Source organism: Streptomyces sp. JLBG701 (assembly GCF_058544905.1).
Genome location: NZ_CM178588.1, coordinates 9008598 through 9034330, shown reverse-complemented (window position 1 = coordinate 9034330; position 25733 = coordinate 9008598). Strand labels below are relative to the sequence as shown.

At 70.6% G+C, this 25733-nt stretch carries 19 protein-coding genes and 1 pseudogene; 8 read left to right on the top strand and 12 right to left on the bottom strand.

Annotated features, from left to right (window positions below; genetic code table 11):
* Positions 1 to 16: 16 nt before the first annotated feature.
* Genes AC5DRG_RS41435 through AC5DRG_RS41425 form a run of 3 tightly spaced genes read right to left on the bottom strand, consistent with a single transcriptional unit; the run spans position 17 to position 3887 of the window.
* The gene (locus tag AC5DRG_RS41435; RefSeq protein ID WP_491805005.1) at positions 17 to 2416 is read right to left on the bottom strand and encodes a xanthine dehydrogenase family protein molybdopterin-binding subunit; all 2400 of its coding nucleotides are present in this window, start codon (positions 2414 to 2416) and stop codon (positions 17 to 19) included.
* Between the two features lie 2 nt (positions 2417 to 2418).
* The gene (locus AC5DRG_RS41430; protein WP_491805004.1) at positions 2419 to 2997 is read right to left on the bottom strand and encodes a (2Fe-2S)-binding protein; all 579 of its coding nucleotides are present in this window, start codon (positions 2995 to 2997) and stop codon (positions 2419 to 2421) included.
* Positions 2997 to 3887 (bottom strand): FAD binding domain-containing protein, encoded by an 891-nt coding sequence (locus tag AC5DRG_RS41425; RefSeq protein WP_491805003.1) that lies wholly within the window; start codon positions 3885 to 3887, stop codon positions 2997 to 2999. Before AC5DRG_RS41425 ends, AC5DRG_RS41430 begins: the two co-directional genes overlap by 1 nt.
* A 385-nt stretch (positions 3888 to 4272) precedes the next feature.
* Here AC5DRG_RS41425 and AC5DRG_RS41420 point away from each other — a divergent pair, with 385 nt between their 5' ends.
* Together AC5DRG_RS41420 and AC5DRG_RS41415 are read left to right on the top strand one after the other, a co-directional pair.
* The gene (locus AC5DRG_RS41420; RefSeq protein ID WP_491805002.1) at positions 4273 to 5946 is read left to right on the top strand and encodes a PucR family transcriptional regulator; all 1674 of its coding nucleotides are present in this window, start codon (positions 4273 to 4275) and stop codon (positions 5944 to 5946) included.
* 129 nt (positions 5947 to 6075) lie between these two features.
* A complete protein-coding gene (locus tag AC5DRG_RS41415; RefSeq protein WP_491805001.1) occupies positions 6076 to 6855 on the top strand; it encodes a hypothetical protein in 780 nt (259 codons plus the stop codon).
* Positions 6856 to 6950: 95 nt separating this feature from the next.
* Here AC5DRG_RS41415 and AC5DRG_RS41410 read toward each other — a convergent pair whose 3' ends face one another.
* Positions 6951 to 7799, bottom strand: coding sequence for a GntR family transcriptional regulator (locus AC5DRG_RS41410; RefSeq protein ID WP_491805000.1), 849 nt, complete (start codon positions 7797 to 7799; stop codon positions 6951 to 6953).
* A gap of 169 nt (positions 7800 to 7968) precedes the next feature.
* Here AC5DRG_RS41410 and AC5DRG_RS41405 point away from each other — a divergent pair, with 169 nt between their 5' ends.
* Both AC5DRG_RS41405 and AC5DRG_RS41400 read left to right on the top strand, forming a co-directional pair.
* On the top strand, positions 7969 to 8802 hold the full coding sequence (locus tag AC5DRG_RS41405; protein WP_491804999.1) for a (2Fe-2S)-binding protein: 834 nt from the start codon (positions 7969 to 7971) through the stop codon (positions 8800 to 8802).
* A 303-nt stretch (positions 8803 to 9105) separates the two neighbouring features.
* On the top strand, positions 9106 to 10137 hold the full coding sequence (locus AC5DRG_RS41400) for a DUF2637 domain-containing protein (protein ID WP_491804998.1): 1032 nt from the start codon (positions 9106 to 9108) through the stop codon (positions 10135 to 10137).
* A 91-nt stretch (positions 10138 to 10228) separates the two neighbouring features.
* On the opposite strand, the gene AC5DRG_RS41395 is transcribed toward AC5DRG_RS41400, so the two are convergent.
* From AC5DRG_RS41395 to AC5DRG_RS41375, 5 genes and pseudogenes are all read right to left on the bottom strand, one after another.
* On the bottom strand, positions 10229 to 10681 hold the full coding sequence (locus tag AC5DRG_RS41395; RefSeq protein ID WP_491804997.1) for an ATP-binding protein: 453 nt from the start codon (positions 10679 to 10681) through the stop codon (positions 10229 to 10231).
* Positions 10682 to 11096: 415 nt separating this feature from the next.
* Positions 11097 to 11234 (bottom strand): hypothetical protein, encoded by a 138-nt coding sequence (locus AC5DRG_RS41390; RefSeq protein ID WP_491804996.1) that lies wholly within the window; start codon positions 11232 to 11234, stop codon positions 11097 to 11099.
* A gap of 199 nt (positions 11235 to 11433) precedes the next feature.
* Positions 11434 to 12710 (bottom strand): annotated as a pseudogene (locus AC5DRG_RS41385) (thiamine pyrophosphate-dependent enzyme); the annotation flags it as partial.
* A gap of 526 nt (positions 12711 to 13236) precedes the next feature.
* Positions 13237 to 14775, bottom strand: coding sequence for a protein phosphatase 2C domain-containing protein (locus AC5DRG_RS41380; protein WP_491804995.1), 1539 nt, complete (start codon positions 14773 to 14775; stop codon positions 13237 to 13239).
* Between the two features lie 190 nt (positions 14776 to 14965).
* On the bottom strand, positions 14966 to 18676 hold the full coding sequence (locus AC5DRG_RS41375) for a S8 family serine peptidase (protein ID WP_491804994.1): 3711 nt from the start codon (positions 18674 to 18676) through the stop codon (positions 14966 to 14968).
* A gap of 248 nt (positions 18677 to 18924) precedes the next feature.
* On the opposite strand from AC5DRG_RS41375, the gene AC5DRG_RS41370 reads away from it, so the two are divergent.
* The 3 genes from AC5DRG_RS41370 to AC5DRG_RS41360 all read left to right on the top strand — a co-directional run bounded on the left by AC5DRG_RS41370 (position 18925) and on the right by AC5DRG_RS41360 (position 20933).
* Positions 18925 to 19929: a winged helix-turn-helix transcriptional regulator gene (locus AC5DRG_RS41370; RefSeq protein WP_491804993.1), complete on the top strand. Its 1005-nt coding sequence runs from the start codon at positions 18925 to 18927 to the stop codon at positions 19927 to 19929.
* Between the two features lie 51 nt (positions 19930 to 19980).
* Positions 19981 to 20463 carry a DUF456 domain-containing protein gene (locus AC5DRG_RS41365; protein WP_491804992.1) on the top strand — a complete coding sequence of 161 codons (483 nt, stop codon included), beginning with the start codon at positions 19981 to 19983 and terminating at the stop codon, positions 20461 to 20463.
* A 98-nt stretch (positions 20464 to 20561) separates the two neighbouring features.
* Entirely contained in the window at positions 20562 to 20933 is a 372-nt protein-coding gene (locus tag AC5DRG_RS41360) for a PPOX class F420-dependent oxidoreductase (protein ID WP_491804991.1), read from the top strand.
* Here the strand turns inward: AC5DRG_RS41360 and AC5DRG_RS41355 are convergent.
* The 3 genes from AC5DRG_RS41355 to rsgA form a co-directional block, all read right to left on the bottom strand.
* The gene (locus AC5DRG_RS41355; protein WP_491804990.1) at positions 20930 to 21442 is read right to left on the bottom strand and encodes a methylated-DNA--[protein]-cysteine S-methyltransferase; all 513 of its coding nucleotides are present in this window, start codon (positions 21440 to 21442) and stop codon (positions 20930 to 20932) included. The genes AC5DRG_RS41360 and AC5DRG_RS41355 overlap by 4 nt on opposite strands.
* Positions 21439 to 22836 carry a DNA-3-methyladenine glycosylase 2 family protein gene (locus AC5DRG_RS41350; protein WP_491813293.1) on the bottom strand — a complete coding sequence of 466 codons (1398 nt, stop codon included), beginning with the start codon at positions 22834 to 22836 and terminating at the stop codon, positions 21439 to 21441. The genes AC5DRG_RS41355 and AC5DRG_RS41350 overlap by 4 nt, the downstream gene beginning before the upstream one ends.
* Positions 22837 to 23117: 281 nt before the next feature.
* Positions 23118 to 24215, bottom strand: coding sequence for a ribosome small subunit-dependent GTPase A (gene rsgA / locus AC5DRG_RS41345; protein WP_491804989.1), 1098 nt, complete (start codon positions 24213 to 24215; stop codon positions 23118 to 23120).
* Positions 24216 to 24889: 674 nt separating this feature from the next.
* Between rsgA and AC5DRG_RS41340 the strand changes: the two genes are divergently transcribed.
* Entirely contained in the window at positions 24890 to 25729 is an 840-nt protein-coding gene (locus AC5DRG_RS41340; protein ID WP_491804988.1) for an SDR family oxidoreductase, read from the top strand.
* Positions 25730 to 25733: the final 4 nt, after the last annotated feature.

Genomic DNA, 25733 nt, shown 5'->3' with positions numbered 1-25733 from the left:
GCAGCGGCGGACGGCGTTACGCGGTTCCCGTCAGGTGTTCGGGACGTACCGGCGTCCTGTTCAGCTCCAAGCCCGTCGCATTGCGGATCGCCGCGAGTACGGCCGGAGTTGAGGACAGGGTCGGGGCCTCGCCGACGCCGCGCAGCCCGTACGGGGCGTGCTCGTCGGCGAGTTCGAGCACGTCGACCGGGATGCTCGGCGTGTCGAGGATGGTGGGGATGAGGTAGTCCGTGAAGGAGGGGTTCCTGACCTTCGCCGTCTTGGGGTCGACGATGATCTCCTCCATGACCGCGACGCCCAGGCCCTGGGTGGTACCGCCCTGGATCTGGCCGATGACGGACAGCGGGTTGAGCGCCTTGCCGACGTCCTGGGCGCAGGCCAGCTCGATGACCTTGACCAGGCCGAGCTCGGTGTCGACCTCAACGACCGCGCGGTGTGCGGCGAAGGTGTACTGGACGTGGCCGAAGCCCTGTCCCGTACGGAGGTCGAAGGCTTCCGTCGGCCGGTGCCGCCACTCGGCGTCGACCTCGACGGCCTCGCCTTCGAGCACGTCGACCAGGTCGGCGAGGACCTCGCCGCCGTCGGTGACGACCTTGCCGCCCTCCAGGAGGAGTTCGGCGGTGGCCCAAGCGGGGTGGTACGTACCGAACTTGCGGCGGCCCATCTCCAGGACCTTCTCCCGGACCAGCTCGCAGGAGTTCTTCACGGCGCCACCGGTGACGTACGTCTGGCGGGAGGCCGAGGTCGAACCCGCCGAACCCACCTGCGTGTCCGCCGGGTTGATCGTCACCTGGGTGACGCCCAGTTCGGTGCGGGCGATCTGCGCGTGGACCGTGACGCCGCCCTGGCCGACCTCCGCCATCGCGGTGTGCACGGTGGCCACCGCCTCGCCGCCGACAACCTCCATACGGAGGCGGGCGGTCGAGTAGTCGTCGAAGCCTTCGGAGAAGCCGACGTTCTTGATGCCGACCGCATAACCGACACCGCGTACGACGCCTTCGCCGTGCGTGGTGTTGGAGAGGCCGCCCGGCAGCTGTCGTACGTCCGCCGCCTCGCCCGCCGCGAGCCACTGCTGCTCCGGCGGCATCGGCATCGCCTTGACGCGGCGCAGGAGTTCGGCGACCGGGGCGGGCGAGTCGACGACCTGCCCGGTCGGCATGACGGTGCCCTGTTCCATCGCGTTGAGCTGACGGAACGCGACCCGGTCCATGCCCACCTTGTCGGCGAGCTTGTCCATCTGGGCCTCGTAGGCGAAGCAGGCCTGGACCGCGCCGAAGCCGCGCATCGCGCCGCAGGGCGGGTTGTTGGTGTAGAGGGCGATGGCGTCGATGTCGACGTTGTCGATGACGTAGGGGCCTGCGCCCAGCGAGGCGGCGTTGCCGACGACCGCCGGGGAGGCGGAGGCGTAGGCGCCGCCGTCCAGGACGATGCGGGCCTTGAGGTGGGTGAGCTTGCCGTCCTTGGTCGCGCCGTGCTCGTAGTAGAGCTTGGCGGGGTGGCGGTGGACGTGCCCGAAGAACGACTCGAAACGGTTGTAGACGATCTTGACCGGCTTGCCTGTGCGCAGGGCGAGCAGGCAGGCGTGGATCTGCATCGACAGGTCCTCGCGGCCGCCGAACGCGCCGCCGACGCCGGACAGCGTCATCCGGACCTTGTCCTCGGGCAGGCCGAGCACGGGCGCGATCTGGCGCAGGTCGGAGTGGAGCCACTGGGTGGCGATGTAGAGGTCGACGCCGCCGTCCTCGGCCGGGACCGCGAGGCCCGACTCCGGGCCCAGGAAGGCCTGGTCCTGCATGCCGAAGGTGTACTCGCCCTCGACGATGAAATCGGCGCGCTCCCGAGCGGATGCCACGTTGCCGCGGATGATCGGCTGGCGGTGGACGATGTTCGGGTGAGAGACATGGCCGATGTGGTGGTCGTCGCGGTTCTCGTGGATGAGGATCGCGTCCGGCGCGGTCGCGGAGGCCTCGTCGGTGATGACCGGCAGTTCGCGGTACTCGACCTTGATCTTGGCGGCGGCGCGGCGGGCGGTCTCCGGGTGATCGGCGGCGACGATCGCGACCGGCTCGCCGTGGTGACGGACCTTGCCGTGGGCGAGGACCGGGGTGTCCTGGATCTCCAGGCCGTAGTTCTTCACGTCGGTCGGCAGGTCGTCGTACGTCATGACGGCGTAGACACCGGCCTGCGCGAGGGCCTCGCTGGTGTCGATCGACACGATCTCGGCGTGGGCGACCGTGGAGCGCAGGATCTGGCCCCAGAGCATGTCCTCGTGCCACATGTCGGAGGAGTACGCGAACTCGCCGGTGACCTTGAGGGTGCCGTCCGGGCGGAGCGTGGACTCGCCGATGCCGCCCTTGGTCTTCGAGCCCTGGGTGACCTTGGTGGGAGTGCCGAGGGGAGCGCCTTTGCCGGCCATGGTCAGACCGCCTCTCCCTGTCGGGCGGCCGCCAGGCGGACCGCGTCCATGATCTTCTCGTAGCCGGTGCAGCGGCACAGGTTGCCCGAGAGTGCCTCGCGGATGTCCGCGTCGGTCGGGTTCGGGTTGTGCTCCAGCATCTCGTCGGCGGCGACGAGGAGGCCGGGGGTGCAGAAGCCGCACTGGACGGCGCCGGCGTCGATGAACGCCTGCTGGATGGGGGAGAGTTCGGTGCCTTCGCCGGTCTGGGAGTCGGTGCCCTTGGCGCTCCAGCCCTGGGCCTCCTGCAGCGTCGTACCGCAGGCGCCCGTACCGCATCCTTCGGACCGCTGCTTCGCGTAGTCCGCGAGCCCCTCGACCGTGACGACCTCGCGGCCCTCGGCCTGGCCGGCCGCGACCAGACAGGAACACACGGGTACGCCGTCCAGGCGGACGGTGCAGGAGCCGCACTCGCCCTGCTCGCAGGCGTTCTTGGAACCGGGCAGGCCCATGCGCTCACGCAGGACGTACAGCAGGGACTCGCCCTCCCACACGTCGTCCGCTTCCTGCAGGCGGCCGTTGACCGTGAAATTGACGCGCATTACGCGACTCCCTCCGTGCGGGCGGCGGTGCCGCGGTAGGACTCCCAGGTCCAGGTCAGGGTGCGGCGGGCCATGATGCCGACCGCGTGGCGGCGGTAGCTCGCCGTGCCCCGGACGTCGTCGATGGGATTGCAGGCGGCGGCGCACAGGTCCGCGAACTGCTTGGCGACCGACGGGGTGATGATCTTCCCGTTGTCCCAGAAGCCGCCCTCTTCGAGCGCCGCGTTCAGGAACTCCTCGGCGGCCTTCGCGCGGAGGGGGGTCGGGGCGGCGGAGCCGATGCCGGTACGGACCGTGCGCGTCGAGGGGTGCAGCGCGAGCCCGAAGGCGCAGACCGCAATCACCATGGCGTTGCGGGTGCCGACCTTCGAGTACTGCTGCGGGCCGTCGGCCTTCTTGATGTGCACACTCTTGATGAGTTCGTCGGCGGCCAGCGCGTTGCGCTTCACGCCGGTGTAGAACTCGTCGATCGGGATGAGGCGCGAGCCGCGCACCGACTCGACCTCGACCTCGGCGCCCGCGGCCAGCAGGGCCGGGTGGGCGTCACCGGCCGGGGAGGCGGTGCCCAGGTTGCCGCCGACGCCGCCGCGGTTGCGGATCTGCGGGGAGGCCACGGTGTGCGAGGCGAGGGAGAGGCCCGGCAGTTCGCCGCGCAGATTCTCCATGATCTTGGTGTACGGCACCGAGGCGCCGAGCCGCACGGTGTCCTCGCCGACCTCCCACTCGTAGAGGTCGCCGATGCGGGTGAGGTCGAGCAGGTACTCGGGCCGGCGGTGGTCGAAGTTGATCTCGACCATCACGTCGGTACCGCCCGCAATCGGGACAGCGGTGGGGTGCTCGGCCTTCGCGGCGAGCGCCTCCTCCCAGCTGGCGGGGCGAAGGAAGTCCATGACCGGCTCTCTTCTTCGTCTCGTGGGTCGTACGGATCGAGCCAGATCGTGTGCGGCGGGCCCGGCTCGTTCATGTGCTGTTTACGCGGAATGAGGTCAGTACACCGTGCTGTGCGTCACCCGAGTCAGTCACGGAAACCATGAAGGAGTTGGCTGGCCAGCCCGGACATCTTGTAGATTCGTATGAACGGAGGTCATCAGTAACCTCCTCGGTTTCCTCTGGAAACGTCAAACACAGCCTGTGGAAACGGCAGACGCAGACGTCAGAGGGTCGAGCACACGGTTGGCGACCGACCGTCACACCCTGTGAGCCCGTTCGACGGGCGCCACCACGAACCGACATGATCCATCGTAGTTTTCGAGACAAAGAACGGCGGCGACGAGAATGCGGCTGCGCGCACTGCTGGACACCGATGCGCTGGGGCTGCGGCTGCTCGGCGGCGAGGACGAACTGGACCGCACCGTACGCGGTGTCATGACCACCGATCTGCGCGACCCCAGCCGCTATCTCTCGGGCGGCGAACTGGTCCTGACCGGCCTGGCCTGGCGCCGGGACGCCGCCGACTCGGAGCCGTTCGTACGGATCCTGGTGGCGGCCGGGGTCGCGGCGCTGGCCGCCGGCGAGGCCGAACTGGGGGCCGTTCCCGAGGACCTGGCCATCGCCTGCGCCCGGCACCGGCTGCCGCTGTTCGCCGTCCACGAGTCGGTGGCGTTCGCGACGATCACCGAGCACGTCGTACGGCAGGTCTCCGGCGAGCGGGCCGGCGATCTCGCGGCCGTCGTCGACCGGCACCGGCGGATGATGATCTCGGGCCCGGCGGGCGGCGGTCCGGACGTGGTCCTGGACCTGCTCGGCTCCGACCTGGACCTGCGGGCCTGGGTGCTCTCCCCGACCGGGCGGCTCATCGCGGGCTCGAAGACCACGGGCCCGACGCTGCCCGCCGACACGTGCGCCAAGCTGGCGGCCGAGCACCTCGCGGCGGCCCGCACGGGCCGCCGGGGGCCGCACCGGCTCGCTCTGGGCTCAACGACGTACTCCCTCTTCCCGATCCGCAGCGGCGGCCGCTCCCCGCAGGGTTCCCGGGATGTCCGCGAGACGGTGCTGTCGGACTGGCTGCTCGCCGTCGAGGCGGACGCCGGGGACTGGCCTGAGGAGCGGCTCGACCTGCTGTACGGCGTCACCCAGCTGATCGCCGTCGAGCGGGACCGGCGGGACGCGGCCCGCACGGTGCGGCGGCGGCTCGCCCAGGAGGTCCTGGAGCTGGTGCAGACGGGCGCCGCGCCCCCCGAGATCGCGGCCCGGCTGCGGGTCGCCGCGCCGGTCCTGCTGCCGGGGCTCGGGGCAGCCCCGCACTGGCAGGTGATCGTGGCCCGCGTCGAGTGGGACGGCGGTGACGTGGAGGGCGGCCCGGTCGCCCAGTCACTCCTGGAGGAGATCCTGGTCGACCCGCTGTCGACGGGACCCGAGCACTCCGACCGCATCGCCGTGGCCCACACGGGCGACGAGGCCATCGCGCTGCTGCCGCTGCCGGCCGTGTCCACGGAGCACGACGGCTCGGAGACGGGACTGCTCGCCGACGTCCTCCTGGAGGCCGTACGGGATCCGCTGTCGGCCGGGCTGAACGACGACGGGCGGGTCACGGTGGGGGTCAGCGCGGCCGTGCACTCGGCGGAGGGGCTGCGCGGGGCGCTGGAGGAGGCGCGGCACGCGCGGCGGGTGGCGGCGGCGCGGCCCGGCCGGGTGTGCGCGGCGGGCCACCAGGAGCTGGCCTCGCACGTACTGCTGCTGCCGTTCGTGCCGGACGACGTGCGGCGCGCCTTCACGGCCCGACTGCTCGACCCGCTGCGCGACTACGACCGCCGGCACCGCGCCGAGCTGATTCCGACCCTGGAGGCGTTCCTCGACTGCGACGGCTCCTGGACGCGCTGCGCGAGCCGCCTGCACCTGCATGTCAACACGCTGCGCTACCGGGTGGGCCGGATCGAGCAGTTGACGAGTCGTGACCTGTCGAGGCTCGAGGACAAGCTGGATTTCTTTCTGGCGTTGAGGATGAGCTGAGACCCGCGGGGGCCTTGAGTCCCCGGACTTTGTGAAATCCTTCACCTACCCCCTTGGCCGGGCGCCACCATTCGTGCTGAGATGCCGCAACCACTCAACAAGCTCAATGGTGTGCTCGGGGAGGGCAACGTGGCGTATTCCGCCATGTCTGGTTCCGGAACGACAGCTGACGATCCACTCCAGACCGCGGTATGGCGGTTGCGCTCGCGCGCCTGCTGGGCCGACGCGGCGGCCCTGCTCCAGCCTGTCACCGCGGATGCCGCGCTGCAGCGGGCCTCGTTGCTCGTGGAACGGTGTCTGTACACCGAGCAGGGCTGGGCGGACGCGGAGGACGCGCTGCGTACCGCGGAGGCGTTGGCCGACGGGGACGACGAGCGGGGGGCGGCGGCCTGTGAGCGCGGGCAGCTGGCGTACGCGGCGACGCTGCTCGGGCAGCGGGACCGGGCCGACGAGGCGCGGGCGGCGCTCGGGCGGGCGGCCGCGCTGATCCCTCCGGGGGGCGCGGGGCGGGCCCTGCTGGACTTCAGGCGGGGGTTGCTCGCCGAGAACCTGTCGCACTCACCGCAGGCCGCGCGGGCCGCGTACCGGCGGGCGCATGCCGGGGCCGCCGCACAGTCCGATCCGCTGCTGCTGTCCTTCACCTGGCGGCATCTCGCCGGACTCGCCCTGCGTGAGGGGGAGTTGGCGGAGGCTCGGCACGGGTTCGCCGAATCGCTTCGGATCCGGGAGGAGTTGGGGTATCTCGTGGGCACGGCGCCCGCGTTGGCCTCGCTGGCCGACGCGGAGGCCGAGCCCGAGGCGTCGCGGCTGCGTGAGGAGGCGCGGCGGTTGTTCCGGTTGCTCGGGGGTGTACCGACCTGGCTGGCGCGGCAGTTGGCTCCGCCGGCGGCTGGGGCGGCTACGGCGTAAGAGCGCCGACGAGAGTGCCACGATTTGCCGTCGAACGTCTGCGGCTCCGTCGTGGCTGGTCGCGCAGTTCCCCGCGCCCCTTACCGGCGCTGCCCCTACGTGCGTGACGCCGAGCCCGCGAAGTGCTCCCGCACCAGTGAGCGCACCACGTCCGGATCCCCCGCGATCAACGCGTCCAGCAGTGCCGTGTGTTCCATCGCGTCCGCCAGTAGGTCCGCCCGGCCTCGGGATACCGGGCCGCCTACCAGGGGCCACTGGGTGCGGCGGTGGAGGTCTTCGGCGATGTGGGTGAGCTGGTCGTTGCCGGCGAGGGCGAGGACCGCTCGGTGGAAGGCTCGGTCGGACTCGGCGTAGGTGGCGCGGCAGCCGGAGGTCGCGGCGCGGACGGTGGCCTCGGCGAGGGGGCGTAGTTCGGCCCAGCGCTCGGGGGGCACGGTGCGGGCGAGGCGGATCATCACGGGGACCTCGATGAGGGCCCGGATCTCGGCGAGTTCGGCGAGTTCGCGGGCGCCTCGCTCGATCACCCGGAAGCCGCGGTTGGGGACGACCTCGACGGCGCCCTCCATGGCCAGTTGCTGCATCGCCTCCCGCACGGGCGTCGCCGAGACGCCGAACCGGTCGCCGAGCGCGGGCGCCGAGTACACCTCGCCGGGGGTCAGCTCCCCCGCCACCAGCGCCGTGCGCAGGGCGTCGAGGATCTGCCCGCGGACGGAGGACCGCTGCACGGAACGGGGCCGTGGAACCGGCGTCTCGCTGTGCGTGTGTTCACCGCGGGCGGCACCGGCGGCGATGTCCCGCTCCCGGTCACGGTCACGGTCACGGTCATTGTCCACGTCCGCCGCCCGGGGCTGCGGCGGCACCCAGGCCGAGCGTGGGCGACTGTCCGGGATGCCGGGTATGCCAGGAACGCCGGTATCGGAGGGACCCTGCGCACCGTGCTTCACGGGTCCTCCTCCGGTCTTGTCGGTACTTGAGGTCATTACTACGGGTTGTTACTCGTCCGTCAAGCACCTTAGGTGCAGAAGGCGACAGTTCAAATCTCCACGATATTGGGTAAGGTAAGCCTTACCTTTAAGATCCGTCTCCGCCTGCCCGCGAATCGGGGGTTCCGGTATGCCCGCACCTCCCTCCGCCATCACGGACGCGTACGCCCGTCTCACCGAGGCATATCCGTACCTGACCGTCACGGAGCTGGGACCGCTGGAGCGGGATCCCGAGGGCGAAGACTGGGTCGCCGTCGCGGCGCTCGCGGAGGGCGGGGCAGCCCTGGAGACGTTTCTCACGTGGGACGACGACCAGATACGCCGGGACTACGAGCAGACGGCCCGCCCGGACGTCGTCGCCAGCTTCGGCCTGCACCGGTACGCCTGGCCGGCCTGTCTGCTGATCACTGTGCCGTGGTTCCTGCACCGCCGGGTGCCCCGCTTCCCCGTGACCCAGGTCTCGTACGACCGCACGGCCGGGCGCATGGCCGTACGGACCGGCGGCTTCGCCTGTCTGCCGGGCGATCCGGCGGCGGCGCTGCCGGGCGCCCGGGTGGTCGCGGACGAGGAGGCGCTGAGGGCGGAGGTGCGGGCGGCGGTCGCCGAGCACCTCGAACCCGTCCTGGCCGGCTTCGGGCCACTGATGCGGCGGCGCGGGCGCGCCCTGTGGGGCATGGCGACCGACGAGATCGTGGAGGGGCTCTGGTACGTCGGCCACCTCCTCGGCGAGGAGGACCGGGCCAGGCGCGAGCTGGAGCTGCTGCTGCCGGGCGCGACCAAGCCGTACGCCGGCTCCGCCGCCTTCCGTGAACTGACCGGGCCGAACGGCGAGTCGCTACCCACCCGCGACCGGGTGAGCTGCTGCATGTTCTACACACTGCGCCCCGAGGACACCTGCGCCACCTGCCCGCGCACCTGCGACGCGGACCGGGTCTCCAAGCTGCTGCCCGCCGCCGCCAGTTGAGGCACCCTCACGTCCATCGGCCGGTGCGCGTCCCGTAAGATCACCGTCGAGTGGGACTCCCGCATGGTTACAGGCGATTCACAATTTCCTCACTTGCCGCAGGAACTTTCCGTGGAACCACTCGTATGGGTAGTCTTATTCGAACTCAACTCCCGCCCCTCACGCGGCAGTTCGAGCAGAAAGCCGCCCTGGGCATCCCCTTGCACCTCCTTGGCGGCCTCTTGCCCCGAAACCCCCTGAGGGCCGAAGGGTTTGGGTCACTATGGCGGGCGTTACGCCCTATCCCAATGCAAGGGACCCCAGATGAGACTGACCGACATATCGCTGAACTGGCTGCTTCCGGGCGCCGTACTGCTCCTGGGCGTGCTGGCGGCGGTGGCGGTACTCGCGCGCGGTAAGCGCCCCTCGGGGAAGAGAGCGAGCTCGGAGGACTCGTGGGAGCGCACCGAAGAGCGCCGCAGGCGCAAGGAGGCCATATACGGCACCGCCTCCTATGTCCTTCTGTTCTGCTGTGCGGCCGTAGCCGCCGCACTCTCCTTCCACGGCCTGGTCGGCTTCGGCCAGGAGAACCTCGGCCTCTCGAACGGCTGGGAGTACCTGGTGCCGTTCGGCCTGGACGGAGCGGCGATGTTCTGCTCCGTGCTCGCGGTCCGCGAGGCCAGCCACGGTGACGCCGCCCTCGGCTCCCGGATACTCGTGTGGACGTTCGCGGGCGCCGCGGCCTGGTTCAACTGGGTGCACGCGCCCAGGGGCTTCGGCCACGACGGTGCTCCGCAGTTCTTCTCCGGCATGTCCCTGTCGGCGGCCGTGCTCTTCGACCGCGCGCTGAAGCAGACCCGCCGGGCCGCCCTGCGCGAGCAGGGTCTGGTGCCGCGTCCACTGCCGCAGATCCGCATCGTCCGCTGGCTGCGGGCGCCGCGTGAGACGTACAAGGCGTGGTCGCTGATGCTCCTTGAGAACGTGCGCAGCCTCGACGAGGCGGTCGAGGAGGTCCGCGAGGACCAGCGCGAGAAGGAGCTGAACCGTCGCCGTCGGCGCGACCAGGAGCGGGTCGAGCGGGCACACCTCAAGGCGCTCAGCCGCGGCCTGAGCGGCGGCAACGGCGGACGTCAGCTGGAAGCGGCGTCCCTGGAGCGGGCCACGGCCCCGGGCACCTCGGAGCCTGCCATATCGGCGCCCGAGCTGCCCGTACGCTCAAGGCCGTCCCTGCAGCCCGTCCGCAAGGGTTCTGACCCGATCACGGTCGATCTCACCGCGGAGGACGACACAATGGCCCTGCCGCGACTCGACTCCCTTGAGCGCAAGCTCAAGGACCTGGAGCAGCAGTTCGGCTAGTCGGTTCGGGCGGAGACAGGCCTGAACGGAGCATTACGGGAAGGGGCGTGGCCGGTACCGGCCACGCCCCTTCCCGTTCCAGGATCCGCTGTCAGGAGGCTCCGCCGTCCAGTTCGAACCAGACCGATTTGCCGACCCCGTGCGACCGTACGCCCCACGCGTCCGCGAGGGACTGCACCAGGACCAGGCCTCTGCCGTGTGTACCGTCGTCGGCGTTCGGTACGCGCAGCCGGGGCCGGCGGCCCACGAAGTCCCTTACCTCCACCCGTAGTCCACGGGGTCCGACGGTCGCCGTCAGGAACGCGTCGTGGTCGGTGTGGACGATCGCGTTGGTGACGAGTTCGCTGGTGAGCAGTTCCGCTATCTCCGACCGGCCCGGCCTCCCCCAGTGCCGTAGCAACTCGCGCAGCGCGCTGCGCGCCTCTGGTACCGCGCGTAGGTCCGATCGTCCGAGTCTGCGCCTCAGTTGAGACGACTGCGCCGGTTCCGTGGCGCTGTGTGCCTTGTCCTCCGCCGTTTCCGCCGAGAAGGCCCCGATCGCCATGGGACCGCCCCCTCGTGCCTGCCTCTTCATGACCCCCGCCCGAACGCCGATGCCGGTTCCCCTCCTGTCGAACATGTTCACGGGATCCATTCCCGTTAAGGCACGCGGCAGTCATGCTGAATTGTCAACTACCAGGTGTTCGGCCATGGTTACGGAACCCCGGAGCGGGCAGGCGACACCACCCGGGCACCTTCACGACCAGCACGGTGCACGGAATGCACTGGTCGACGAGGTACTCCCCGCCCGGCGTCTCCATCAGGGGAGATCCTGACCGTGGGCGATCGGCCCAACTACCGACCCCGCTCTGCCGATCTCGCCGTAGTCGACGAAGAGGTGGGGCAGCTGGTCCACGAGACACGACGGCTCACGAATCTGGCTGGAACACGTCGCTGTCCGTGCTGGAACGACCGTGGCTTCACCGGGGCGAGCCGACGGGCCCCGTTGTCGCGGTCGGTGCGGGTGTCGCGTCGGCCGGCTGGGCGAGTACCGCGCCGATGGTGATGCCCGTGATGACGAGCATGGTGAGCGCGCCTGCGAGGATGCGCTTGGACATTGATGTCCCCCGTGGATGACTTGCGTTGGTGATTTGTGTGGATGCCTTGCTCGGGTGTCGGGCATCGCCGCGCCGCCGGGTGGTCTGTCCGGCGGCGGTCGGTGCAACAGCAGAAGCATCTGCGGCCACAGGGGCCGGGCGCAACCACAATCGCCCGATCCGCGACGGTGGAACCCGACCGACTGATCCCTGCTGATCCCTAAGGTCGCGGCACGTTGCGCAGGTTGGAGCGGGCCATCTGGAGCATTCGGCCGACTCCTCCGTCGAGCACGATCTTCGAAGCGGAGAGCGCGAAGCCCGTCACCATCTCGGCGCTGATCTTCGGCGGGATGGAGAGGGCGTTGGGGTCGGTGACGATGTCGACCAGGGCCGGGCCCTTGTGCTTGAAGGCGGTCTTCAGGGCGCCGGCGAGGTCCTTGGGCTTCTCGACCCGCACGCCGTACGCCCCGCAGGCGCGCGCGACGGCGGCGAAGTCGGGGTTCTTGTTGGCGGTGCCGTACGAGGGCAGCCCGGCGACGAGCATCTCCAACTCCACCATGCCCAGGAAGGAGTTGTTGAACAGGACGACCTTCACCGGCAGGTCGTACTGGACGAGGGTGAGGAAGTCGCCCATCAGCATGGTGAATCCGCCGTCCCCGGGCATCGAGACGACCTGGCGGCCGCGGTCGGTGAACTGGGCGCCGATCGCCATCGGCAGCGCGTTCGCCATCGAGCCGTGGGAGAAGGAGCCGATGATGCGGCGGCGGCCGTTGGGCGAGATGTAGCGGGCGGCCCAGACGTTGCACATGCCCGTGTCGACGGTGAACACCGCGTCGTCATCGGCCAGTTCGTCCAGCACCGACGCCACGTACTCGGGGTGGACCGGCACGTGCTTCTCCACCTTGCGGGTGTACGCCTTGACGACCCCCTCCAGCGCGTCCGCGTGCTTCTTGAGCATCTTGTCGAGGAAGCGCCGGTTGCCCTTCTCCCGCACCCGGGGGATCAGACAGCGCAGGGTCTCCCGCACGTCGCCCCACACCGCGAGGTCCAACTTCGAGCGCCGGCCGAGGCGTTCGGGCCGCACGTCGACCTGTGCGATCTTGACGTCGTCGGGCAGGAACGCGTTGTACGGGAAGTCGGTGCCGAGCAGGATCAGCAGGTCACACTCGTGGGTGGCCTCGTAGGCGGCGCCGTAGCCGAGGAGCCCGCTCATGCCGACGTCGAATCTGTTGTCGTACTGAATCCACTCCTTTCCACGCAACGCATGACCGACCGGCGACTTGATCTTCTCCGCGAACTCCATGACCTCCGCGTGCGCCCCCGCCGTGCCGCTGCCGCAGAACAGGGTGACCTTCTCGGCGTCGTCGATCATCGCGACGAGCTTGTCGATCTCGGTGTCACCGGGGCGGACGGCGGGCCGGGAGGTGACGAGGGCGGTCTCGGCGGCCTTGTCCGGGGCGGGCCGAGTGCGATGTCGCAAGGGAGGGAGACGGAGTTGGGGCCGACCGCCCGAGCTGTGCGGTCGGCCCCAACGCAGCACCATCCGGATGCCTCGGAGATCAGCCTGCTGGTCGCAGTGCGGTCAGCCCGGGTGGGTCTCCTGGAATTGACGTCCTCGCCGCCAGAATGGCGACGACTCCTACTGCCCCGGAGGGCGTCGGTGGGTTCCCGCTTCACAGGCCCGAGCCGAGACAGGTCTCGGTCTTAACGGGCCTCCACCGGCGTTTTCCGTCTCCGCCCGCCCGGCGGCGACTACCGGGCCGTGTCCCTCCCGGCGGCTTGGAGCTTCCGGAGTCCCCCTTCGCCCCACACGACAATCACGTTACCACAATGCGCAGTTGACGCAGCACGCAGCGTAGCTGTCCGCGTTTGACTCCGGCGCGGGCGAGGATGTCGACGAACTGTTCAGCGACGTTCTGCTTGGCCATGGCGGTCGGGTGCCCCTTCGGTCTCCCGCAAATCCCACGGATCCCTCGGGCTGCTCGGGATCCCTATGGGTTCCATGAATTCACAGGCCGCGCCGTCACGCCTCCCAAACGGCCGCCGCCGTCCGGTCGTCGGCGTACCCCTTGACCCGGACCAGGGTGTCGGTGAGGAAGCCGGCGAGGCCTGGCGCGGTCGGCCCTGACCACCGTCCCGTCAGGTACTCACCCAGTTCGGGTTCGCCGCGCAGCGGCTCGGCGAGACCGCCGGTGCACATCAGGAGCGTGTCACCCGAGCGGGCGACGGAGGCGCGGAAGCGGAAAGGCTCGCGGGGCGGTTCGGGGTCGGGTTCGTAGGGGCTGGGGGGCGTCGTGATGCCGAGGTCCATGGTCAGGCGGTCGCCGTCCGGAGTCTCCGCCGGCAGCGAACCGAAGCCGACGACGGGCTCGCCGACGGTGTCGGTGACCCGCGGTTCGATGTCCTGCCAGTCGCCGTCCCGGAGCCGGAACAGTCCGCCCGGGCCGACGCCGAAGAAGACGCGGATACGGCATTCGGGGTCGGCGGGCAGGAGAAGGCAGCGCAGGCTGGCCGCGTACTCCTCCGGGTCGATGCCCTGCTCGGCGGCGCTGGCCCGGAGTTTGCCCAGGCTGCGGTCGGTCAGGCGGTGCAGTCCCGACTTCAGGTCGCCGCGCCGGGCGGCCTTGATGTCCTCGGCGAGCCGGGCGTGGCTGCGCCCGACGGCACGGCCGATCCAGTGGCAGGCCTCGGCGGCGGCCCGGTGCGCGCCGGGTGTGGCGCGGGCGCCGGTCGCCATCGCGACCAGGATCAGCGCCTGCTCGCCGGCCCCGAACCGGGCCGTGAGCAGCGAGTCGCGGCGCGGCTCGCCCCGGTAACGCGCGGAGTCCCCGCGCGCGGAGACGGCCCGCAGCGTGCAGGAGCCGTACCGGGCGCCGTCCAGGACGGTGTCCGCGACCAGGTCGTCGAGTTCGTCCGGGTCGGCGGGCGGGAGTGCGGTGGGTTCGGCGTCGTAGGTGGGCGGGCCGGAGCCGACGTAGTCGGGGCCGGTGGCGGATGGGGGCGGGAGCGTGGGGAGGTCGAGGTGGGTGGCGGTGCGGAGGATCTGCGCGGCGGGCAGGACGACGGGTTCGGTGGCCGTGGGGGTGGGGGTGGCTTCGCGGACGCCGGCTCCGTGCCAGGGCGGTGCGTCTCCCGCCTCGGGACCGTTCGGTGGCAGGGCCGAAGCGGGTACGGCGGTGGCGGGCGTCTCCGTGGAAGTGCGGCCGCCGGTCACCGATGTCGTACGCCCCTGGGGTGCCGCCCGCTCGAATCCCGGCGGAGGCACGTCGGACGGGAACGTCACGGGGCCCGGCGGCACAGCGGGCGGTGGCTCCCAGGGCGCCCGCTGCGGCGTTCGCCCGGTGGCCGTGTCGTCGGCGGAATCGGCGGAGTCGGCGCTTCCGGCTCGCGGCGCGGGTACGGCTTGGCGGGCCGCCTCGTCGACCGTCCCGGACGCGGAGGCGAACCGGTCGTCCAGCGAATCGGCGGCGGCCGTGGGCCCCGTGTCCTCGGTGGAGTCGTCGTACAACTGCCCCCACCAGTCGTCCTCGTGACCGGTGGGCTTTCCCCCCTGCTGGCTCATGCCCCTAATTGTCCACCGCGCGGGCCGGATGAAAACGGGGCATCAGGAAAAACCGGCCGGTATGCCCCGTCGAACGGCGTGTCGAGTGAGCTGTCGAACCCTCATACGAAACACGTCGCCGGGCGGTCCCACCCCCCACGGGAGAACCGCCCGGCGACTGCTGGGTGACCGGGCCCAGATCCCGTACGCGCTAGCGCACGTCGTAGGCCCGGGTCACGATCTGGGTGACCGAGTTGCCGTTGGCGTCGGCCAGTTCGGCCCTGAGTGTGACCTCTTTTCCTGAAAATCCGCTGTGATTCAGCCACGCGTTCCACATGCCGTCATGGCGGACGGTCCGCGCCTGGGTCCAGGTCTCCCCGGCGTCGTAGGAGTAGGCGAGCTTCACGGAGGTGAGTTCGCCGGGCTGGTAGCCGGCGTGGCCGGTCGCGGTGAGGGTGATGCGCCGGCCGTCCTCGGCCGGGAGGGTCTTGAGTCCGTCCTCGGGCAGGTCGTAGCGCGGGAAGAGCAGCGGGATGCCCTGCGAGTAGACGTCCTCGTCGAGACCCGAGCGGAAGGTCCAGGTCGTGCTGGTGCTCGTCGAGCGGTTCCAGACCCGGGAGCCGATCTTCTCGGTGTTGAGGGTGAGTTCGTACGTCGACTCCTCCGCCGGGACGGTGAACACCCCGAACGGATACCAGCTGTCGCCGATCGTCTCACCGTCCCGCTTCAGCACCATGTTGCCGATGTCGCCGAAACTCCCCTGGACTCCCTGGTGTTGGGCATCTCCCCAGAAGCCGGGTGCGACGCCGATCAGATTGCCCTGCCGCTCGGCCGCAAGGGCCTGCCGCCCGTTGTCGTCGAGTGGGGCGACGGGGGTGAGGACACCGCCGTACCACTCCTCGGTACGCTTCTCCCCTTTCTCGTACGTCCGCACGGGGTCGATCATGAACTCGCCCCAGGGGAAGCTGCTGGACACCTCGTGCCCCCAGCCGGTCGTGCCGGCAGAGCGGTACTCAGTGCGGATGAAGGGCGCGGGCACGGTCTCGATGTCGCCGAAATAGCCGGTCAGACCGTTCGGGCGGGTCACGGACGGCAGGTCGATGTAGTCGGTGGCCGTCCCCATCGCCTTGTACGTCGCCGTCGTCGCCGCCAGATCCCTGTCGCGCACCCGGTAGACACGGTCGTCGTGGATGGGCCCCGTCTCCGGGAAGGCGAGGTTGTACACGTACCGGCTCTTGGCCGTGGCCGTCCAGCGCAGGGTCACGTCACCGGCCGCGAGCAGGGCCGTCGCCTCCTCCGTCGGGAGGGCGAGGACGGGCAGCGGGCCGCCGGCGAAGCCGACCCACGGGTACCAGCGGCCGGGGGCGTCACGGTAGGCGAGGACGGCGACCGCGCCCGCCTCCTTGGCCCGTGTGGCGACCTCGTACGCGCTGCCGTCGTCGTCGGGGAACTTGACGAGGGCGATCTTCCCCTCGACGCCCGAAAGCTCTTCCTCCGTACCGGACTTGGCGTCGAAGAGCTGTGCCCGGCCGGTGCCGTCGAGGTTGGCGGAGCCGGTGGACGCGGTGACCGGGTGGAGCGACTGGCCGCCGACGACGGCGAGTTGGGTGATCTGCGGGGCGGCGGCGCGCCAGAAGCTGTCGAACTCGAAGGTGCCGTCGGTGGGTCTGCCGCTCACGGAGGCGTAGTAGCCGCGCAGGGATCTGCCGCCGGCCGCGGTGCCCGCGTGCAGCCAGGTGTCGTCCCAGCTACGGGCGAACCCGAGGGTGGCGCCCCGGAGTTCGGAGGGCTTGTCGGTCCTGATGCTGAGCCGGTGGGCCTTGCGGGCGTCGAGGACGACGGTGGTGTCGTCGCGGATCTCCAGCTGCGGACGGGCCAGATAGGAAACGGAGTTGAGGAGCGTGCCCTCGCTCTCCGGGGTCGCGACGAAACTGGAGAGGAAGTAGCTGCCGGGGCGGATCTCGTACGTCTGGTCGGTGGCCCCTGAGTTGTAGCGGCGCTCGCCGCTCGCGTCGTCGGTGCCGATGAGGTCGACGGACGAGGCGCCGTCGGCGGGGTTGCCCAGGCGGTCGACGAGCTTGACGCGGAGGGTGACGGTCTCCGGCTGGACGTAGAGGGAGAAGGGGGTGGAGATCTGCACCCCGTCGGCCGTCGCCAGGACGCGTCCCGTGATGTCGCCGTACTGGGCGGGCTTGAGGGCCGCCGTCGGATCGATCCTCAGCGGGACCTCGACGGTCTGCCCGGCCGGAACGATGAGCGAGCCCACTCCCGGCCGGGCGACCTTCGAGCGGACGGCGGAGCCGTCGTTGCCGGTGACTCCCACCACCGACAGCCTCAACTCCACCGCCCTGTCCGTGGTGTTGGTGTAGGGCACGGCGACCGTCGTGCGATCGCTGCGGTCCTGGGGCCAGTTGAAAGTCCCGCCCTGGACGGCGGACGCGCCCAGCACCGACTGGTCGACGGCGGCCTTGACGTCGAGGCGTCCGCCACCTGTTGCCCTGACGTCGCCGGGGATGTCCGTGTCGGCGGAGGAGACGAGGGCCGCCTTGATGCGCTGGGCGCTCCAGTCGGGGTGCCGCTGCTTGACGATCGCCGCGGCTCCGGCGACATGCGGGGTCGCCATCGACGTACCGCTCATGGACTGGTAGGCGTAGACGCCGCGGCCGCCCGCGTTGGCGGCGGAGATGGCGACGCCCGGCGCGGTGATCTCGGGCTTGAGGGTGTGCGAGCCGTATGCCGGGCCGCGGCTGGAGAAGGAGGCGGTGGAGTCGTCGCGGTCGACGGCGCCGACAGTGAGGACGCTCGGGGCGCAACCGGGCGAGGAGACCGTGTTGTTGCCGGGTCCGGTGTTGCCCGCCGCGATGACGAACAGCGTGTCCGTGCTGGACTGTGCGAGTTCCTCGGTCGCCTGCGCCATGGGGTCGGTGCAGTCGGTGCGGGCCGGGTTGCCGAGGCTCATCGAGACGACGTCGGCGCCCTGGTCGACGGCCCACTGCATGCCGGCGATGATCCAGGAGGTCTCGCCGTATCCGTAGTCGTTGAGGACCTTGCCGTTGAGGAGGTCCGCGCCTGGGGCCACACCCTTCTTCCTGCCGTCGCTCGCCGCGCCCGTGCCGCCCACGGTGGAAGTGGTGTGGGTGCCGTGGCCCTGGTGGTCGTCGACGTCCTCGGAGTCGGTGAAGTTCTTCGAAGCGCTGATACGGCCCTTGAGGTCTGGGTGGTCGGCGTCGACGCCGGTGTCGAGGACGGCGACCTTGGCGCCCTTGCCGTCGTAGCCGGCGGCCCAGGCCTCGGGGGCGTGGACCTGCTTGGTCGAGCGGTCGAGGGTGGCCCGCACCTTCTCGTCGAGCCACAGCTTCTTCAGGTCGCCGGCCGCGCGGGAGCGGGCGTCGGTGATGTCGGCCCAGAAGTCGGCGGCCTTCGCCTTGTCGGCCTTGAGGGCGACGCCGTCGATCGGGTCGAGGACGAGGTCGCGTTCGGCGCCACGCGGGGTGGCCGGGACACCGCGGGCGAGGGAGCGGTCGTACGTCGCGATCAGCGGGAGCGTCTCGCTGTGCGCGTCGTCGTAGCCCTGCCGGATCAGGCCGGTGACGTTGAAGAGCTCCTCGTCGACGCGGCCTGCGGCGAGCGCCTCGACCGCGCCCTCGGGATAGACGTACAGGTCCTTACCCGCCTGGCGGGTCTGGGTGAAGGGGGTCGTGCCGTCCTCGCCGGGCAGCACGACGGCCCCGTCCTTCGTGACGAGGACCCGGTCACCGGTGACGAGTGTGACGACGGAGCCGGCGCCGGGGGTGGCCCGGCTGCCGGTCAGTGTGCTCGACGGTCCGGACTCCTCGGCCGCGTGCGTGGGCGCGGCTGTCGTCACGGCCAGGACGGCGGCGGTCGCCGCGCCCAGGACCGTACGCGGTATCGCTCTCCTCAAGATCGCTCCTCCCCCTTGTTGCCCGTGTGCCACACGATGGCTTTCACGTCCCCCTGTGACGCGAAAGCGCAGGCCAAGTAGGCCCAAGGCGGGCAATGCGGGCGGTGGTTGATGCTGCGGTGGCGCAACCTTGGCAGAGTGGCGGGTGGTGCGGCGATGATGTGCGAGGCGGGTTTGCGCCGTGGCCGATTTCCGCCACGGGCCGCCATCACCGGGTCGTCCGGGTCGTCGGGGAGGGGCAGGGCCTGATGCTGGGAGCGATAGGGCTGGACGAGAGGCACGAGTCGGCGTACCGCGCGCTCGTGTCCGTGGGCGCCGCCGACGTGCCCGATCTCGCGCGGCGGCTGACGCTCGGCGAGTACGACACCGAGCGCGCCCTGCGCCGCCTTGAGCTGCACGGACTCGCGGCGCAGTCCTCGGCGCGGCCCGGGCGCTGGGTCGCCGCGCCGCCCGGGGTGGCCCTGGGCGCGCTGCTCACCCAGCAGCGGCACGAGCTGGAGAAGGCGGAGCTGGCCGCCGCGCTGCTCGCCCAGGAGTACCGGGCGGCCGCCGCCGAACCCGAGGTGCACGACCTGGTCGAGGTGGTGATCGGCGCGGCCGCTGTCTCCCAGCGCTTCCTCCAGCTCCAGCTGGGCGCGAGCGAGGAGGTGTGCGCGCTGGTCACGGGGAAACCGATGGTCGTTTCCGGCGTGGACAACGACGCGGAGGAGCGGGCGGCCAATCGCGGGGTCCGCTACCGGGTGGTCGTCGAACGGGACGTACTCGATCTGCCGGACGGCATCACCGAGCTCACGGCCGCGCTGGGCCGCGACGAACGGATACGGGTGGTGGACCGGGTCCCGACCAAGCTCGTGGTCGCCGACAAGGCGCTCGCCATGGTGCCGCTGACCTCGCACACCGCCGAGCCCGCCGCGCTCGTCGTGCACGCGAGCGGCCTCCTTGAGCTGCTGTCGGGCCTCTTCGAGTCGGTGTGGCGGGACGCGCTCCCCCTGCGGATCGGCGCCACGGGCGTGTCCGAGCAGGAGCTGGACGGCCCCGACGGCACCGACCTGGAGATCCTCTCCCTGCTGCTCGCCGGCCTGACCGACGCCAGCGTCGCGAAACAGCTCGATCTGGGCCTCAGGACCGTGCAGCGCCGGGTGAAGCGGCTGATGGAGCTGACCGGGGTGACCACCCGGCTGCAACTGGGGTGGCATGCGTACGAGCGGGACTGGGTGGCGCGGGAACGGCGGGACCGACCTGTGCCTTCCTGATCTGCGGTTTCCTGATCTGCGGTTTTGGGGCGGCTCCGGCACTCTGGACAGATGGGAGTGTGGGATCTCCTGCTGGTCGGCCTGGTCATTCTGCTCGGCCTGTGCGGAGTGCTGGTGCCCGGGCTGCCGGGGTCGTGGTTCGTGTGGGCCGCGGTCATGTGGTGGGCGCTGAAGGATCCGCGGCCGGTGGCCTGGTGGGTGCTGGTCGGTGCCACCGTCGTGCTCTTCCTCTCCCAGGTGGTGCGCTGGGCCCTGCCGCCACGACGACTGCGGGAGAGCGGTGCCACCCCCCGGATGGCGGTGTACGCCGGGGCCGGTGCGTTCCTCGGCTTCTGCCTGATACCCGTGCTCGGCGCGATCCCCGGATTCATGGGCGGCATCTACCTCTCCGAGCGCATCCGGCTGGGCCGCCACGGCGAGGCGCGGGCGGCTCTGCGGACGGCCATGCGCAACGGCGGCTCCAGCATCCTCACGGAACTGTTCACCTGCCTGCTGATCTTCGCGGCGTGGCTGGGTGCGGTGATCTGGGGCTGACACCGGCGGACACAGCCGGCACCGGCCGGCGAGGTAAACCCATGGTCCTAGGTCTCTGATCCGATGCGCCCGGCCGCGCCGGCGTGCTTGGCTGCGGCATGAGCGAATTCAGCGAGGCCGAGCGCGCGTATCTGAAGTCGCAGCGGCTGGGGCGGCTGGCCACCGTCGACCCGCACGGGCAGCCGCAGGCGAACCCGGTCGGTTTCTTCCCCCAGGACGACGGGACGATCCTGATCGGCGGCTACGCCATGGGCACCACCAAGAAGTGGCGCAACCTGCAGAAGAACCCGAAGGTCGCCCTGGTCGTCGACGACGTGGTGAGCGTCCGCCCCTGGAAGGTACGCGGCATCGACATCAGAGGCGAGGCCGAACTCCTCACGGGCCCGCACGAGTTGGGCCCGCACTTCAGCGAGGAGGTGATCCGTGTCCACCCGAAACGGATCCACAGCTGGGGTCTGGAGGAGGACTAGGCGGAGGTCTGGAGCGAGCCCTCCAGGGTGAGCAGCCGGACCTTGCGGTCGAGGCCGCCCGCGTAACCGGTCAGCGAGCCGTCCGCCCCGATCACCCGATGACACGGCCGCACGACCAGCAGCGGATTGGCGCCGATCGCACCGCCGACGGCCCGTACGGCGGCCCGGGAGGCGCCGATCCGCGCGGCGATCTCACCGTACGTAGTAGTCGCCCCGTAGGGAACGGATCCGAGAGCGGACCAGACCCGCTCCCGGAACTCGGTGCCGTCGGTGTGCAACTCCAGCCGGAACTCCTTGAGTTCACCGGCGAAGTAGGCGGCGAGCTGTTCCTTGGCGGCACGGAAGGGCGCGGCGTCCTCCAGCCATCCGTCCTGAACGGTCCGCCCGCCCTTCTGCCCGGGCATGGACACGGAGGTCAGCGCGCCGGACTCGTCGGCGGTGAGGAGGAGTTCGCCGACGGGGCTGTCGAAGGTCGACCAGTAGGTGGTGGAGTCAGTGGTGCTGGTCATGTTCGGGTCTCCAATTCGCCTGCTGCGCACAGGTGTTGCAGTGCGTAGGAGCGCCAGGGGCGCCAGTGGTCGGGAACGTCCAGGTCGGGCGCGGCGACGTCGGGGTCGCCGAGGGCGCGGGTGCGGATGACGGCGACCGTCGCGGGGTCCATCCCCGGCAGGGCGAGCAGCGTCTGCTGCGCGTCGTCGCGGTCGGCGCCCGCGTCCAGCCGTAGGGTCCCGTCGGCGAGGGCGGCGGTGAGCGCGCCCAGGGTGCCGTCGGGTTCGGCGGCGGCGAGGACGGCCGGCTCGGGGAAGAGATGGGTGAGGCTGCCGTACGGAGCGTCCAGGACCTTGCCGTAGCGCCGCACGAGCCGCTTGGCCTCCGTCGCCCCGACCAGCGCCCGTACGGCCAGTTCCTCGGGGTCGAAGGCGCCGGGCGAGCGCAGCCCCGGCCGTCCGGCGACCAGCGGGGCGAGCCGAGGGTCTGCGCCGAGCCGCTCGTCGACGGCGTACGGGTCGGCGTCCAGGTCGAACAGCCGGCGCAGCCGCTGTACGGCGGTGGTCAGGTCGCGCGGGTCGGTGAGATGCAGCCGGGCGTCGAGCCAGCCGCCGGGATGAGTGGTGGAGCTCGCGCTGCCCGGCCGCTCGTCGACGACGACCATGCCGGTGCCGTACGGCAGCCGCAGGGTGCGCCGGTAGGTACGGTCGCCGGAGGCGCCGGCGACCTCCTCGACACCGGGTACGGCCTCGCGCTCCAGCAGATCGAAGACGGCACCGGACTGGTACGGGCCGCGATGGGCGAGCCGCAAGGGAATCCCGGCGGACGGGGCGACGGGCCCCTTGGCCCTCCTCCCCTTGGGCGCGGCCTCGCGCACACCGCTCGGCGTCGAGGCGTACACGGTCCGGACGGTGTCGTTGAACTGCCGGACACTGGCGAACCCGGACGCGAACGCGATCTCCGTGATCGGCAGGTCGGTGGTCTGCAGCAACACGCGCGCGGTGTGCGCCCGCTGGGCCCGGGCGAGGGCGACCGGCCCGGCGCCGAGTTCGGCGGTGAGCTGCCGCTGCACCTGCCGAGCGCTGTAACCCAGCCGCCCGGCAAGCCCGGCGACACCCTCCCGGTCGACGACTCCGTCACCGATCAGCCGCATCGCCCGGCCCACGACATCGGCACGCACATTCCACTCGGCCGACCCGGGCACGGCGTCCGGCCTACACCGCCGGCAGGCCCGGAACCCCGAGCCCTGCGCGCCGGCGGCCGTAGCGAAGAACCGCACGTTACGCCGCTTGGGCGTGACGGCCGGACAACTGGGCCGGCAATAGATCCCGGTCGTCTCGACGGCAAAGAAGAACTCCCCGTCGAACCGAGCATCCCGACTCCGAACGGCCTCGTACCTGCTGTCTTCGTCCATCACGCCTTCCAGTCTCCGCCATCCCCGGGGAGAGGGCTGGCGGAAATCGGACGTGGCGTTGCAGTGCCTACGGGGACCTCTCAGCGCGGCTCAAGCACTTCAGCGCGCCTCAGGGATTCAGCGCAGGTCCCGAGGCATTCTTCAGCGCGCCTCAACCCTTTCAGTGCCGGTCCAGGCAATTTCAGCCCGTCCGGCGTTTGAGGACGAGGCCCCTTCAGGGCCGAAGCGGGGTCTGGGGGCGCAGCCCCCAGGGACGGTCACCCCCACACAGCGAACCGGAACTACCACCGCCCCCGCTTCGCCTCCATCGCCGCCTTCCCTTCCGCCCCCCTCCGCTTCCAATCCCGCCGAAGCTCCGCACGGACCCTCGCGTCAGTCTTGGCAACAATCCGCTGGTTCTCCCGAATGAGCTTGCGATAACTGTCCAGCCGCCGCTCAGGCAACTCCCCCGACTCGACGGCGGCCAGCACAGCGCACCCCGGTTCAGCGACATGCGCACAGTCATGGAACCGGCACTTCGCGGCAAGCTCCTCGATCTCGGAGAACACCTGCCCGACCCCGGTCTCCGCGTCCCACAGCCCGACGCCCCGCAGCCCAGGCGTGTCGATCAGCACACCGCCGCCGGGCAGTGCGAGGAGGTTGCGCGTGGTGGTCGTATGACGCCCTTTCCCGTCGACGTCACGGGTGGCCTGTACGTCCATGACGTCCTCGCCGATCAGCGCGTTCGCGAGGGTCGACTTACCCGCACCGGACGCCCCGAGCAGCACGGACGTACCCCCGGAGGCGACCGCGGCGAGAACATCGACGCCCTCTCCGGTGGCGGCACTGAGACACAGCACCGCGACTCCCGGCGCCGTGGTCTCCACGTCCTCGATGAGATGCGAGCGCGTCACCGCGTCCGGCACGAGGTCGGCCTTGGTGAGCACGACGAGAGGCTGCGCGCCGGACTCCCAGGCGAGTGCGAGGAACCGTTCGATGCGGCCGAGGTCGAGTTCGACGGCAAGGGACACGGCGATGATCGCGTAGTCGATGTTGGCGGCGAGGATCTGCCCCTCGGAGCGGTCGGAGGAGGTGGAGCGCACGAAGGCGGTGCGGCGTGGCAGATACGCGCGCACATAGCGAGGGTTGCCGGCGGGCTCCACAACGGCCCAGTCGCCGGTGCAGATGACCCGCATCGGATCGTGCGGGGTGACGAACGCGGTGTCCGCCCGCACCATCCCGTCGGCGGTGACCACGTCGCACTGCCCGCGGTCGACCCGGATGACCCGCCCGGGCAGCAGCCCTTCGGAGTCGTGGGGGGCGAACTCGGCCGCCCATGCGTCGTCCCAGCCGTAGGGAGCGAGCGCGGAGAAAGCAGAAAGATCGGAGCTGGAAGTCAAGGGAGACCCTTCACAAGGGCGGCCCCGGCACGCGCACTTCGGTCAGGCGCGGAAAGAGAGGTAGGTCAGCCGGCGGCCACGGAGGTGGACTTGATGAACTTCTGGATGCGGGCAGCGCCCATCTCAAAGACAGCCATCGGTCACACCTCCCCAACCAAGCCAAGTCATCTGCGGCAACCCCGGTCGCCGCTCGAACAGCACCGACCCTAGAGGTACCCAGGCCACGACGCCATCGAATTACGGCGGCCCATCAGGCGACGGGCGCGAAGCGGGCGCGGCGTCGATCGCCGGCCCGAAGCCGCGGGACCAAGGAACCGTGGAACTTCGTCTCGGCAGGCGGTGGGGACTGGGTCTCCCGCTGCCCATTCAGCTGTGGCGCCGCGACGGCGCACCAAGCTCGAACCTACGCGGGACATCGGAGAAGACGAAGGGCGGGGCAGCGTGTAGCCCGGCCGGGTGACATGTCCGGCCGAACTGCGGTCGCCTGGCGCGCCGGTCCGTCCTGTCTGCAGAGCAGGGTGCTTTCGTCAGGCCGGGCGTGCCGCCTCTTCCGTGCCCGCCCTTCTGGGCCGACCGACGCTCGGCCTTCCCCATCTGCGTCGCACGTTCCCGGCGCACGTTCGTCGATATTGGGGCAGCAGGCGCGCCGTCGAAACACCGAAGGAGAGATCGTCGTGGCAGGGAGTGTCGACGAGAATCGCGGGCCGGTGTCCGCGCAACTTCTCAGGGGTCAGAAGGCGCTGGTGACCGGTGCCAACTCGGGCATCGGCATGGCGACTGCCATTGCCCTGGGCAGGGCCGGAGCGGACGTCGTGGTGAACTACGTCGTCGGTGCGGACCAGGCCGAGAAGGTCGTGGCGCAGATCGAGGAATTCGGGGTCCGCGCCTATGCCCACGAGGCCGATGTCTCCGACGAGGAGCAAGTGGTCGCCATGGTCGCGCGGATGGTGAAGGAGTTCGGCACCATCGACATCATGGTGGCCAACGCCGGCCTTCAGCGGGACTCGGCCGTGACGGAGATGACGCTCAAACAGTGGCAGAAGGTCATCGACGTCAACCTGACCGGACAGTTCCTGTGCGCGCGGGAGGCCGCCAAGGAGTTCGTGCGGCGCGGTGTCGTTCCGGAGGTCTCCCGGGCGGCCGGGAAGATCATCTGCATGAGCTCGGTCCACCAGATCGTCCCCTGGTCGGGCCACGTCAACTACGCCTCTTCCAAGGGTGGCGTGGGCATGCTGATGCAGACGCTCGCCCAAGAGCTGGCCCCGCAGGGGATCAGGGTGAACGCGGTTGCGCCCGGCGCCATCCGCACTCCGATCAACCGCGACGCCTGGTCCACTCCCGCGGCCGAGGCCGACCTCCTGCGCCTGATCCCGTACCGCCGCGTGGGCGACCCGGACGACATCGCCAACGCCGTCGTCGCTGTGGCGTCCGACCTGCTCGACTACGTAGTGGGCTGCACGCTTTTCGTCGATGGTGGGATGACGCTCTTTCCCGGCTTCGCCACGGGAGGCTGAGCGC

Coding starts and splice junctions, on each gene's coding strand:
- AC5DRG_RS41435 (WP_491805005.1), bottom strand. CDS start 2,416: ATGGCCGGCAAAGGCGCTCCCCTCGGCACTCCCACCAAGGTCACCCAG.
- AC5DRG_RS41430 (WP_491805004.1), bottom strand. CDS start 2,997: ATGCGCGTCAATTTCACGGTCAACGGCCGCCTGCAGGAAGCGGACGAC.
- AC5DRG_RS41425 (WP_491805003.1), bottom strand. CDS start 3,887: ATGGACTTCCTTCGCCCCGCCAGCTGGGAGGAGGCGCTCGCCGCGAAG.
- AC5DRG_RS41420 (WP_491805002.1), top strand. CDS start 4,273: ATGCGGCTGCGCGCACTGCTGGACACCGATGCGCTGGGGCTGCGGCTG.
- AC5DRG_RS41405 (WP_491804999.1), top strand. CDS start 7,969: ATGCCCGCACCTCCCTCCGCCATCACGGACGCGTACGCCCGTCTCACC.
- AC5DRG_RS41400 (WP_491804998.1), top strand. CDS start 9,106: ATGAGACTGACCGACATATCGCTGAACTGGCTGCTTCCGGGCGCCGTA.
- AC5DRG_RS41395 (WP_491804997.1), bottom strand. CDS start 10,681: ATGGCGATCGGGGCCTTCTCGGCGGAAACGGCGGAGGACAAGGCACAC.
- AC5DRG_RS41390 (WP_491804996.1), bottom strand. CDS start 11,234: ATGTCCAAGCGCATCCTCGCAGGCGCGCTCACCATGCTCGTCATCACG.
- AC5DRG_RS41380 (WP_491804995.1), bottom strand. CDS start 14,775: ATGAGCCAGCAGGGGGGAAAGCCCACCGGTCACGAGGACGACTGGTGG.
- AC5DRG_RS41370 (WP_491804993.1), top strand. CDS start 18,925: ATGCTGGGAGCGATAGGGCTGGACGAGAGGCACGAGTCGGCGTACCGC.
- AC5DRG_RS41365 (WP_491804992.1), top strand. CDS start 19,981: ATGGGAGTGTGGGATCTCCTGCTGGTCGGCCTGGTCATTCTGCTCGGC.
- AC5DRG_RS41360 (WP_491804991.1), top strand. CDS start 20,562: ATGAGCGAATTCAGCGAGGCCGAGCGCGCGTATCTGAAGTCGCAGCGG.
- AC5DRG_RS41355 (WP_491804990.1), bottom strand. CDS start 21,442: ATGACCAGCACCACTGACTCCACCACCTACTGGTCGACCTTCGACAGC.
- AC5DRG_RS41350 (WP_491813293.1), bottom strand. CDS start 22,836: ATGGACGAAGACAGCAGGTACGAGGCCGTTCGGAGTCGGGATGCTCGG.